This is a genomic window from Pelagicoccus enzymogenes, assembly GCF_014803405.1.
GTDB lineage: Bacteria > Verrucomicrobiota > Verrucomicrobiia > Opitutales > Opitutaceae > Pelagicoccus > Pelagicoccus enzymogenes.
Genome location: NZ_JACYFG010000003.1, coordinates 46,096 through 58,089, shown reverse-complemented (window position 1 = coordinate 58,089; position 11,994 = coordinate 46,096). Strand labels below are relative to the sequence as shown.

The 11,994-nt window shown below is 56.6% G+C and carries 10 protein-coding genes; 3 read left to right on the top strand and 7 right to left on the bottom strand.

The features are described 5' to 3' along the window. From IEN85_RS02080 to IEN85_RS02050, 7 genes are all read right to left on the bottom strand, one after another. Positions 1-730, bottom strand: a 730-nt coding sequence (locus IEN85_RS02080) for a glycosyltransferase family 2 protein (protein ID WP_224772405.1), incomplete at its 3' end; no start/stop codon positions are given. A 217-nt stretch (positions 731-947) separates the two neighbouring features. Beyond that, complete coding sequence (locus IEN85_RS02075; RefSeq protein WP_191615411.1) at positions 948-2,324, bottom strand: sigma-54-dependent transcriptional regulator; 1,377 nt, start codon at positions 2,322-2,324, stop codon at positions 948-950. A 6-nt stretch (positions 2,325-2,330) separates the two neighbouring features. Further along, a complete protein-coding gene (locus IEN85_RS02070; protein WP_191615410.1) occupies positions 2,331-2,879 on the bottom strand; it encodes a heme NO-binding domain-containing protein in 549 nt (182 codons plus the stop codon). A gap of 25 nt (positions 2,880-2,904) precedes the next feature. Beyond that, entirely contained in the window at positions 2,905-5,349 is a 2,445-nt protein-coding gene (locus IEN85_RS02065; protein WP_191615409.1) for an ATP-binding protein, read from the bottom strand. 174 nt (positions 5,350-5,523) lie between these two features. Next, positions 5,524-6,648 carry a hybrid sensor histidine kinase/response regulator gene (locus IEN85_RS02060; protein WP_191615408.1) on the bottom strand — a complete coding sequence of 375 codons (1,125 nt, stop codon included), beginning with the start codon at positions 6,646-6,648 and terminating at the stop codon, positions 5,524-5,526. 1 nt (position 6,649) lies between these two features. Further along, entirely contained in the window at positions 6,650-7,501 is an 852-nt protein-coding gene (locus IEN85_RS02055; protein ID WP_191615407.1) for an HDOD domain-containing protein, read from the bottom strand. Between the two features lie 33 nt (positions 7,502-7,534). Continuing rightward, on the bottom strand, positions 7,535-8,005 hold the full coding sequence (locus IEN85_RS02050) for a hypothetical protein (protein WP_191615406.1): 471 nt from the start codon (positions 8,003-8,005) through the stop codon (positions 7,535-7,537). A 321-nt stretch (positions 8,006-8,326) separates the two neighbouring features. On the opposite strand from IEN85_RS02050, the gene IEN85_RS02045 reads away from it, so the two are divergent. The 3 genes from IEN85_RS02045 to IEN85_RS02035 all read left to right on the top strand — a co-directional run bounded on the left by IEN85_RS02045 (position 8,327) and on the right by IEN85_RS02035 (position 11,981). After that, positions 8,327-8,881 carry a YfiR family protein gene (locus IEN85_RS02045; RefSeq protein ID WP_191615405.1) on the top strand — a complete coding sequence of 185 codons (555 nt, stop codon included), beginning with the start codon at positions 8,327-8,329 and terminating at the stop codon, positions 8,879-8,881. Next, entirely contained in the window at positions 8,881-11,250 is a 2,370-nt protein-coding gene (locus IEN85_RS02040) for an ATP-binding protein (RefSeq protein WP_191615404.1), read from the top strand. The genes IEN85_RS02045 and IEN85_RS02040 overlap by 1 nt, the downstream gene beginning before the upstream one ends. Before the next feature lie 194 nt (positions 11,251-11,444). After that, positions 11,445-11,981 (top strand): RNA polymerase sigma factor, encoded by a 537-nt coding sequence (locus tag IEN85_RS02035; protein ID WP_224772404.1) that lies wholly within the window; start codon positions 11,445-11,447, stop codon positions 11,979-11,981. Positions 11,982-11,994: the final 13 nt, after the last annotated feature.

Here is an 11,994-nt window from a genome sequence, read left to right as displayed (position 1 = left end):
CGACGGCGGCGAGTCCTCCGAAGAGGTGCAGGGGGCGGTCCTTGTAGTTCTTGAGGAAGTGCACGGTGAGCATGTCGAAGAACCCGCGAGCGAAGCGCTTGACCCCGTACTTGGAGACGCCGTGCTGGCGCGCGTGGTGGGTGACGACGATCTCGGCGCAGCGGTATCCCTCGATGGATGCGAGGCAGGGGATCATGCGGTGCATCTCCCCCTGCAGCTTGACGGCCTTGACGACCTCTGAGCGGTAGCACTTGAAGCCGCAGTTGTGGTCGTGCAGCTCGACTCCGTTGAGCTTGGAGACCATCTTGTTGAAGACGCGGCTGGGCAGGACCTTGTGCCAGGGGTCGTGGCGGGTCTGCTTGTATCCGGAGACCAGGTCGTAGCCCTCGGCGAGCTTCTGGAGGAAGCGGGGTATCTCCACGGGATCGTCCTGCAGGTCGGCGTCCATGGTGAAGACGACGTCTCCGGTGGCCCGCTCGAATCCGACGGCGAGGGCGCGAGCCTTGCCGACGTTTGCCCGCATCCTGACGGCCTTGACCTCCTCGGGGAAGGCGTCGGCGATGTCGCGCATGCGCTGCCAGGTGGAGTCGGTGCTGCCGTCGTCGACGAAGACGACTTCCAGGCGCTTGCCGAGCTTGCGGGTCTGGGAGCGTATGCCTTCGAAGAGGGGGCCCAAGGTGGCTTCCTCGTTCATGGCCGGGATGACGAATGATAGTGTTTGTTGGTGCATTTTCTTTATCTCAGTGAGCTTCAGGTGTGTTTGAGTGTGATGCCTCCCGTATCGCATGCGCTGCGCCAACTTAAATCCTATGTTTTGTAAACTGCTGGTAATTAGGGATTAAAATAAAAAGCCCTCTGCTCGCATTGAGGTGCGAAGGCAGAGGGTAAAGTAAAAGTTACTGTGTTTGGACTGAACTTTTTCAGAGACAGTAAATTTTACTGCATGCTCAGGATCCTGATTGGAAGCGCTTCATTTTGTTGTAGATGCTCTTTTCGGAAATGCCCAGCATCCGGGCGCTTTCGGCTTTGTTGCCTTTGCAGTGTTCGAGGGTTTGCTCGATAGCGATTTTCTCGATTTCGCTCAGCGTTTTGCCGGCCAAGCTCGGAGTCGCGGTTGAGGCCTGGCTTTTGGCTGCCCTCAGTTCCGCGGGTAAGTCTTCGCCTTGGATGCTGTCCTCCTCTTCGCGGAGGGTGAAGGCCCGCTCGATCACGTTTTCCAGCTCGCGCACGTTGCCGGGCCAGTCGTGGGCCTGCAGGGCTTGGGCAGCTTCGACGCTCAGGCTGGGAGCGGGTGAGGCTTCTCGTTTGGCTGCCCTTTTCAGGAAGTGTTGGGCGAGCAGGAGGGTGTCGCCGGGACGCTCGCGTAGGGGCGGCATGGTAATGGGCAGGACGTTGAGGCGGAAGTAGAGGTCCTCTCGAAACCCGCCGTCTTGCGACATCTGTTGCAAGTCTCGGTTGGTGGCGGCAATGATGCGCACGTCGGCCTCGTGCTGCTTCTCGCCTCCGACGCGGTAGAAGGTTCGTTCTTGGATGAAGGAGAGGAGCTTAGGCTGCAGGTCGAGCGACATTTCGCCGATCTCGTCGAGAAAGAGCGTGCCTCCGTGGGCGAGCTCCACCTTGCCGAGGCGTTTTTGGATGGCCCCGGAGAAGGCTCCTTTTTCATGGCCGAACATTTCGGATTCCAAGAGATCTTTTGGTAGTGACGGGCAGGATACCGTGATGAAGGGCTTGTCGGCTCGATCGCTGATGGAGTGCAGGTAGCGAGCCATGACGCCTTTGCCGGTTCCGCTTTCGCCATTGATGAGAACCGAGTTCTTGGACTTGGCGATCCGGTTGCCGATCTTGAGGATGCGGGCGATGGATGGGGCGTCGCCCACGAGGGGACTGGATCCGAGGGAGGGGGCGGAGTTGACAGCCTCGCGCAAGCCTTCGTTTTCTCGGCTGGCTTTGGCGAGTTGCATGGCCTTGCGCACGCTGAGGCAGAGTTCGTCTGGATCGAAGGGTTTTGTGAGGTAGTCGAAAGCGCCCTGCCGCATGGCTTCGATGGCGTTGCTGGCGTCATTGACGTTGGTGAGAATGACAACCTCGGTGTTTGGAAATTTTTTCTTGATGGCGCGCAGGCAATCCATTCCCGAAACCTCAGGCATGACCATGTCGACCAAGCAGACGAGCGTGTCCTCGTTGACGTTATCGAGCAGCGCTTTGCCGCTTTCGTAGACAGTGACGTAGAGGCCGGCTGCTTCGAAGGAGTGGGCTACGAGACGTTGCACGACGACGTCGTCGTCGGCGGCCAGGATAGAGGGAAGCTTGGCTGTGCGTGGCATCGAAAGCTAGGAGGCGGTTCTTTTGAGCGTGAAGGTCGAGGCGGATCCGCTTTCGACCTCGTGGTCCTGGCGGTCGACGGCGACCGTTTCGCCGAAGGACTCGATGCAGCCGTGTATCAGCCCGTCGGCGACGCCGGCGAAGGGGCGATTCGAGCTGTAGCTCATGATCAAGGTATCCTTATCGGGCCGCTCGCATTCGAAGTGTGGAAGGCGGGCTTCAGGATAGAGTTTGCGGACCTCGGTGTGGATGACGGTTTCGATGCCTTCGAGGATGTCGAGGGGATCGGTGTGGTGCTCCAGGAAGTGGGGGAATTTCTTTTGAAACATCGAGTAGAGATGTCGTCCGAAGGTGGTTAGCAGGTCGTTTAGATCGATGCCGGTGCGTTTGCTGAGCACTGTAACCATGCCGACCAAGTCTTGATGTGGGTAGTTGCCGACGGAGGTGAAGGACATGGGGCAACCTTTCCCCTTGTGGGTGGTGAGCTCGTCGAGAATCTCGATTCCGAAACGTTCCTCCACCATCTCGAGGAATTCTGTGAATATGATACCTTTCATGCGCGGTCGTGGGTCGGTTGGTTTTTTATGTGTTCAAGAATGCTTCCAAACGGGCCCGCAAGGTCGCGTAGTCTTCGTGGAGAGTTTTCAACTGAGCGTCGACCACTTGTTCGCTGGCCTCGTTTCCTATGAGTTTGCTGAGCTTCGCGCAGGATTCGCCGAATGCGTTGGCTCGAAGGTTGAAGGACGAACCGGAAAGGTTGTGAAGGCACTCTCGAGTGCTGGTGGGATTGTCCGCCTTGACCAGCTGGGTGAGCTCTTCCATCAGGCATTTGGTTTGTTTGGAAAATTCGGATACGACGAGCTTGGATAGTTCGAAGTTGTGGGAGAAGAGTGAGAGGAGTTCGAGCTCGTCGAAAACGTTTGAGGTTTTGCCGTGGGCTGCTGTTGTTGCAGGCGTTTGGGTCTTTTGCTTCAGTTTTAGGCAACGGGAGACTTCCGCTTCAAGTTCGCTACTCAGCAGTGGCTTGGGGATATATCCATTCATCCCTGCCTGGAAGAAGGTATCGATCTCTCCTTCGCCAGCGTTCGCGGTTACGGCGATGATAGGCGTTGCGATGCCGTTGGACCTGATCATGCGGGTCGCTTCGACGCCGTTGACGCTAGGCATCCTAATATCCATCAGGATGACTTCAAAGCTAGAGTGTTTCAACTTTTGGATACAAGCTGAAGCGGAAGTGGTTACCTCTACGAGAGCACCCAACTTGCTCAGCATTGACTCCGCTACCTGAAGGTTGATTGAATTATCGTCGATGACGAGGCATCTAATTCCCTTGAAAGGGAGATTGGCTGCAGAATCGTCGGGGAGTGGATCGGGAGCGAGGGCGCGCAGCAGGCGGTAGGTGCGCACAGGACGATCTATGTATGCGACTCCCGGCTCGTTCCCCGCCTCGGACTCTCTGTGCAGATAGACGAGGGAAGCGCCTTTTTCACGTAAGGCACGGTCCCGCTTCTCCTCGGCTTCGCTAGGCCGGTTTTGGCCGAGTGGAAGAAATCGGAAAGCGAGGAGGTCTCCTTTTTGCGACAGCTTTTCCCATTCTTGAGACGCTTCGAGGGTATCAATTACTTGGCACCCAAGGCGCTGTAGTCTTTCGGCGAGGCGCTTTGCCTGACGATTGTCGCTGGAAAGTACGGCGCAATGTTTTTCTGGATACGATAGCGCTTCGATAGAAGCTTTCTTCGAGGGAATGCTAAGGCGGAAGGTGCTTCCCTTCTTCAAGGCGCTGGTTGCGGTGAGCTGTCCGCCCATGGCTTCGGCTATGCCTTTGCTGATGGAAAGTCCGAGTCCGGAGCCGCCCTCTCTTTGGTAGGATAGGCTATGGCTGGATTCGTAAGATTTGAATATTTTTTCTATTTCTGTATCGGAAATACCGATACCTGTGTCCGAAATTTCAAAGATCAAGTCGTTCTCGGTCGCTTGCACGCTCAGCATTACTTCTCCTTGATTCGTGAAATTCACAGCGTTTTCGAGGAGGTTGAGGATCGCTTGTTTTAGGCGCGCTGCGTCACCGAAGGCGTATTGGGGAACGTTCCTTGCGACGGCGAACCTCAGTTCGATACTCTTGGGGTCGGCTTTTCCTTTGATGTAGTCGAGGCAACTGTCCAGGAGCTCGTCGATGGAGAAGTCTTTCTCCTTGAGCTCAAGCTTCCCTGACTCGATCAGGGATATGTCGAAGATCGAGTTTGCGAGGGTGACGAGGCTATCGGCGCTGCTCTTGATCGATTGGGCGTAGTTAAACTGGTCTTCGCGCAAGTTGGATTCGAGTAGGATCCTGCTCATTCCGACAATGCCATTCAGGGGAGTGCGTATCTCGTGGCTCATGTTCGAGAAGAACTCCGACTTGGCGCGAGCTGCCTTGATCGCCTCGTCGCGGGCTTTTTGCATGTCTGTGATATCGCGCCCAGTTCCTCGATAGCCACGAAACCGCTGGTGTGGGTCGATCTTGGGCACCGCGCTGATGGTGTGCCATTTCAAGTTACCCGATTTGTCGCGGCATCGGAGGGCTTGGCCTTTGAAGGTTTTCCTCTCCTTGAAGAGCTCTATCAAGTAGTTGATGCTGTCTTGATCATCGTCGGACTGGTTGGCGAAGATGGATACGAGAGGGAAGCCTACAAGGTCCTCGATATCGTACTCCAAGGAGTCGCTCGCTTGTTCTGAAAGGTAAGTGAGGGTGAGGCTTTCGTCCGTTTCCCAAACGTATTCTCCTGCGGCTTGAGTTACGTCCTGGAAGCGCTTTTCCGACTCCTGCAATTGGGCGGCTTGCAGCAGGGCTTCGTTCTTTTGTCGCTCGATGATCTTGGTTCGTTCGGCGACCCTTTTCTCGAGCTCTTTGGTGAGCGACTTGAGCTCCTCGTTGGCGAGGTAGAGTTCTCGGCTTTTGCTCTCCAGCAGCGCTTCGGCTTCTTTGCGGCTTTGCTTCTCGCGCTGGTATTGCCTTTTCCAAATCTCTAGCTGTTCGTCGTCGGGCATCGGATCTGGAGAGGGGGTGGCTGGGGCGAGCGATCGTTTACGGGCAAGTTGATTGGAATGACCAAACTGTGAATACGATCTGGGAAATATCAACCTGCAGAGGCAAGCTATCTCTGGGTTGCGGCGTGCGGGAGTTTGCTCTTACTGCTTGGCTGCGGGTCACGAGGGCTCGTCCTAGAGTGGGAAAGTGAGCTTCACGGTTGTCCCTTGATCGCTGGGGGCGATGTCCTCGCCAGCCTCCACGGAAGCGATGCTGATGGCTCCGCCGCTTTTTTCGACGTAGCGTTTGACGAGCGGCATGCCAAAGCCGGTGCCGGCTTCGTCGCCGGTTCCCTTGCGAGAGGTTTTGGCTGCGTCCTTGAAGACGTTTTTGAGGATTTGCGGGGGCATGCCGATTCCGTAGTCTCGAACCTCGATGACGCAGAATTCTTCGCTGTCGTCCTTGCGGGCGCGGACTTCGATCTTGCTGCCTTCGTGGGAGAACTTGATGGCGTTGGTGAGCAGGTTGTTGAGGATGTTGTGCACGAGCACGACCCGCTTTACCTCAAGCTGCAGGTCCTCGGGGGCTTCGAGGGTGAGCGTCAGGCTCTTCTTGGATAGCCGTTCGCCAAGGGTGCTGCGGGCTTCCTCGAAGGCTTCTGCTACGAGGACAGTCTCGCTCTTGAACTGCTTGTTCGTCTTTACCAAGCTGTGCTCCTCTCGAACGTGGGTGACGATGTCGAGGGCGCTTTGGCAGCAGTTGAGCACGCTTTTCAGGGTGGGCTCCTCCACGGGCTTGCCGAGGCTGAGCTTTAGGTCGAGCAGGCTGTGGGCGGCGAAGATGGGGTTGACCAAGTCGTGGCAGAGCACGCGCAGCAGGGCCTTTTGTTCGGCGATCTGAGCTGCGTTCTCCAGACGGAGACGATGCATTTGGATGTGTATTCGAACTCTGGTTACGAGTTCCTCTGGGTAGAAGGGCTTGAGCAGGAAGTCGACGCCTCCGGCTTTGAGGGCGGCCACCCGCTTGCTCGGATCCTTCTTTGCCGAAAGGAAGAATACGGGAATGCTTTGGGAAACGGGGGCTTTCTTGAGGGATTCGCAGGCGGAAATTCCTACGTCGCTCTCCGCATTGTCCTCCAGCAGGATGAGGTCGGGCGTGTTGCGTGGTATCTGGCTGAGGAGAGCGGGCAGGTCGGCGAACAATTCGACGGAGCAGGGGAGGTTTTGCTCGAGGCTGTATTTCGCAATGTTTCGAGTGGATGAACTGTCATCCAGTATGAAGATATTGAATACTCCTTTTCTTTTAGCCGTCTCGCTCATGCTAGCAATCCTTCAAACTTGCGTAAACCTCATCCACTAGGGATTCGATTTCAGTTACTTCCTTGTACAGCTGATTCGCGTTGAGCTTGAGCTGCTTTTGAATCGGGTGGGCGCCGGGCTTGCAGAGGGCTTTCAGGCGCGGTGGGTCGATCAGGTAGTTGGCGAGGGATCGGGCGTAGTCGAGCAAGCAGATGAGCGGGTCCTTGCTTTGGGCGGGCGCGTTGTTTTGGGTTTCCACCCGCTTGCAGAGCTCGGGAGGGAAGTCCCAGATTTGCAGGAGCAGAGCGCCTGCCTTGTGGTTGTTGAAGCCGATGGTCATGAGCTCCCATTCCTTTTCCGGAATGAATCGGTCCCAGAAGACCTCGATTTGGCGGGCGTGCAGGATCTCGTTGATGACGACGCGCCCGATGCTGTGCAGAAGGCCGTAGAGGTAGGCTTCGTCGCTGTCGAGTCCGAGCGTCTTGGCTTGGCGCTCGAGGAAAACGGCGGTGAAGTAGCTGTAGCGCCAGTAGCTGTCGGCGGTGATGCCGTAAGACTCGAGATCGCGCATGAAGACCTGTTTGGAGAGGGCCATGCCGACGAGCTTGAGGGCTTGGTTGTAGCCGACTTTTTGCAGGGCGGTGGCGATGCTGTCGCTCTTTTCGGAGAAGCCGTAGAGGGGGCTGTTGCTGATCTGGACGATGGTGCCGGAGATGGCGCCGTCGGACTGGATGAGGCGCTCGGGCTCCGAGATGTCGGTGTTCAGGTCCTTGAGGACCGCGTCCAGCTTGGAGAGCACAGCCATGTTGCCGTGGAGCTCTCCGATGCTCTTCACGGTTTCTTCAAAACTGCTTTCGGAAGGTGGGGTTTCCATTTTGCTCGCGTCCCTAGGATATCGGCAGATTGCCTAGCGGCTTTTGGGGTTTTTTACGGTCAGAGGGTGCGCTCTCTTTGGAGTGATTGGGGAGGGAAGCCTATTCGGTTCCTTGGCTGGAGGGGGGGCGGTTCTGCTCAGCTTCAGGCAATCGGTAGCGGCTCCCACGTACCGATGCAGAACGTAGGGCTTGGGACCGATGGCGAAGAAGGCTGCCAGCGTTTGCTCGATCCGGATCGCGGTTTGCAGCGAAGCGTTGAACTCTAGGTAGTAGGAGTGGGCTTTGTCTTGGTAGAAGGCTTCCAGCCTAGCTCCCGAGCGCAGCGTTTGGTCGAGAAAATAGGTCAGCAGTTTTTGCAGCTGAGCGAGGGGACTTAGGACTTGGGGTGGGGAGGCGCGCTTGGCGTTGTGGTGGGCCTCGATGAGGAGGAAACGGTTGATAAGGGTCTCGCCGAACTTTAGGAGCGTGGGGTCTTCGTCGTGGATCGCGTTTTGTCTGTTCATGGGGTTTGCTTAGAGTTGGCGGATTGGGCGGGTAACAGACGCCGGTCTCCGGTCGTGTTGATTTCAGCTTCAAGGAAGGGGGCTTGGGGGTACGGTCAACAGGAGCGGGCGACTTTCCGGGAATTTTTAGACCTCCGCTTGGCGGGTCGCTTCTGTTCGTTGCCAATGGGAACAGAAGGGTGCTAAATAGTTGTAAATTGCGGTGGCAGTATTTTCATCCTTTGAGGGCGGGGTTGTATTTGCTGCCGCCTGCTCTAAGCTCTGCCTCCAGAGCCGGCAGTTTTGCCGGAGTCCCTTTCTAAGCCTTTTTCCGCTGCGATCTTGTTGAAATTTGTAAAGCCCGCTTGGTTTGCGGTTCTTCCGCTATTGCTCGTTTCGCTGCCGCCCTTGGAAGGGGCGCCGGGAGACGGGGTGGACGAGCGCGAGATTTTCCCGACCTTGGCCCTCAAAGTTCTCAAGTACGTGGAGTGGGACGGTCAGGCCAAGGTGGAGTTGGGGCAACGGATTCGCGTTGGGGTGTACGATCGTACCCGCGGGAAGGGCTACCTGCAGATGTTTTCGGAGTTGTGTGACAAATACCCCTTGGCTTACGAGCTGGTGGAATTGTCGGGCGCGGCAGTGGACGACCTTGATTTCGATTTGGTTTACATTGCGGGCAAGTCGAAGCTGCCGTTGGATTTGTTGGATTCCTTGGCGGGCAAGCCGGTTTTGGTGATCGGGGAGCATGACAGCATTTTGGAAAAGGGCGGCATCATCCGGCTGCAGGTTTCCTCGCTGCGCAAGCCGGAGTACGGGATCAACCTGAAGCGAGCGAAGGATTCGGGCATCAAGATTGAGTCTAGGCTATCGAGGGGGGCGGTGGAGTTGATCCGGTGATGAGGGCGCTTTTTTCAAGCATTTGGGCGAAGCTGCTTCGCCGCGTCAGCGACTATTCGCTGAATCGCAAGATCGCCTTGATCCTCGGGCTTTCGGGATTGGGCCTGATCCTTATCACAGTGGTGCTTTTGGCGGTTTTTGACTATGCGTTTTCGAGGCGGGCGATCGTAAGCCAGTACCAGTCGTTGGGGGAAGTTATCGCCATGGATACGACGCCACATTTAGACTTCGAAGATTCTATTGGGGCTGAGAAGATGTTGCGGGCTTTCTTCAAAAACGAAGGACTTATCTACGGTGCTGTCTTTGATCGCTACAGTGTAAAACTCGCCAGTATCGGTGAAATTCCTGATGGATTTGCACCGCGATTCGAGTCGCAGGGCTATGTTGAACTGTCCTACTTGAAGAGTCGTATTGAAGTCATGGAGCCGGTTGGTTCTCTTGAAACTGGAGAGCGATTCGGAACGGCTCTCAACGAGAACGCTTTATTGGATTCGCCGGGAGGCTATGTCTACCTGGTGGGGGACTTAGGGCCGATTTACGAAGCGTTTGCGGTCAAGTCTTTGCTCTTCGTCCTGTTGTTAGGCATGGGCGCCGTGCTCGTCATTTGGATCGCCTCTCGCATGAGCCGTCTCATCACCGTGCCCATTCTCGAGCTGGCTCAGACGGCCCATCGCATTTCCCAAGATCGCGACTTTTCCAAGCGGCAGAACAAGGTTTTCAACGACGAGACGGGAGTCTTGGTCGATGCCTTCAACCAGATGTTGGAGCAGATCGAGGAGAAGGGGGCGATCATCCGGTCGAACGAGGAGCGCTTCCGCGAGTATTTCGAACTCGGAGTCGCGGGCATGGCCATCTTGGATAGCTCGGGACGTTTCGTGGAGGCGAACAAGCGTTTGGGCGAGTTGCTGGAGACGGACGAGACGTCGCTTTTGGAGACCGTTTTCGACGATTGGGTGGTGCCGGCAGAAGCAGAGAAAGAGGTGGGACCCTTCCAAGCCTTGAAGGAGCGCTGCCAGCCCGGTTTCAGCGAGGAGCGCTGGCTGAAGGGCAAGGGCGGAGTGCAGATTTTCGCTATCATCTCGGTGCGGCGTTTGGCCAAGGTCCTAGGAGAAACCGATTCCCTTTACCTAACCCTCATCCAAGACATCTCGGACCGCAAGAAAGCTGAAGAGGCTCTCCTGGCTTCCAAGCAGGCGGCGGAGGAAGCGAATCGTTCCAAGGACGAGTTTCTCTCGGTCATGAGCCACGAGTTGCGCACGCCGCTCAATCCGATCATCGGTTTCGTGGACCTGCTCATGCTCACGGAGCAGAATGAGGAGCAGATGGGAATGCTGAGTTCGATTCGGCGCTCCAGCGAGCACCTGCTCAATTTGATAACGGACATACTCGAGTTTACGCGAGCTCAAGGGGGGCGTTTGGAGGCGAATCCGGAAGCTTTCGATTTACCGGACCTTTGCCGCAACGCCATGGACATAGCGGAGCGCAGCGGCGCTGCGAACGGAATCGAAGTAGCGTTGCGCACCCTTGACTCCAAATGCGTCCCGGAAGGCGTTCAGCTTTTCGCCGATGCGGGCAAGATCCGCCAGGTGGTCATCAACTTCCTTTCCAACGCGGTCAAGTACAACAAGGACGGCGGCAAGGTATGGCTGGACGCAAAGGTTGTGGAACTGCCCGGAGAAAAGGTGGAAGTGTGTATTCAAGTTGAGGATACGGGTTTGGGGATCAGTCCGGAAATGCAGGAGTTTATTTTCGAGCCATTCACCCAGTTGGACATGTCCCTGCAGCGCAAGCACGAGGGAGTGGGGCTGGGGCTTTCGATCTGCAAGCGCATTGCCGAGTGCCTCGATGGAGAGATTTCCGTATCGAGCGAGGTCGGAAAGGGCTCGGTCTTCTCCTTGTCGGTACCGGTGCGTTACGTTTACGACGAGCGGTTTGGAGAATCGGGAGACGCGCCGAAACTCGTTCCGCGCTCGCCGGAGTTCGGGGTCAATCGCGTTCTGTTGGTGGAAGACGACGTCGAGAACATGAAGCTTGTGGAAGCGAAGCTCCGCAAGTTAGGGGTTCCCTTCGAGTGGGCCAAGAACGGGCTCGTGGCCACGGAGAAGCTCCGCGACAGCCACTACGATCTGGTGCTCATGGATGTGCGCATGCCGTTGATGGACGGCTTGGAGGCGACCAAGGTGATCCGCGAGTCAGAGACTGAAAGAAGCTCGGGACGCAGGGTTCCGATAGTAGCGATGACGGCCCATGCGTCAGAGCGGATGCGGAGCGAATGTCACGAGGCGGGGATGGACGGCTACTTGTCGAAACCCGTGCAGTTCGAGCAACTGGAGTGCTACCTCAAGCGCTACCTCGCTAGCTCCAGCTAGGGCGCGCCGGCCTCTTTACGAGGCGGCTGAGGCGCGACTGAAGCGCTTCTAGGGATTTTTGTAGCGCGGGCGAAATTTGGCAATCAGCCGCAAACACGGGGCGTTTCCCGACTGTGCAGCTTGCCGTACCGAAGCCTGCGCCGCCCTGCAGTTTCTATGAATTTGGCGAACCGAACATCAAATCCATGTTGAACATGAGCGCTGAAGTACTTACTTTTCCCGATAGATCTAACGAACCGATGACCTCCTCCAACACCGCTAGCAAGTCCCTCTCGGAGACAGAGCTCGTGCAGGCAGGCTATCGCTACGCTCTCTCCATTGCCCGTCATCATCAGGATGCGGAAGACTTGGTGCAGCAAGCGTGGCTGAAGCTGATGCGTGCCTACGGCCGAGTCGAGGGCACTCCCGTCCTCTTCAGGACGATCCGCAACCTTTTTTATGACATCAAGCGCCGCGACAAGATCGTGCAGTTTGAGCCACTCGAAAAATCTCCCGAACCCGGCAAGGGCGAGTCCAACGGCGTGTCCCTCGACATGGAGCTGGTGCTCGGCAAGCTTCGAGCCGAGGAGCGGGAAGCAATTTATCTAAATGTAGTCGAGGGGTTTACGGCTACGGAAATATCAGAACAGACGGGTTCCCCACGGGGCACCATTCTCAGTCACATCCACCGCGCTCGCCAGAAGTTGGCGAAGGCCTTCGGTGGAGAGTTTCGTGACGCAACGAAGAAGTAATCTCGCTTCGATA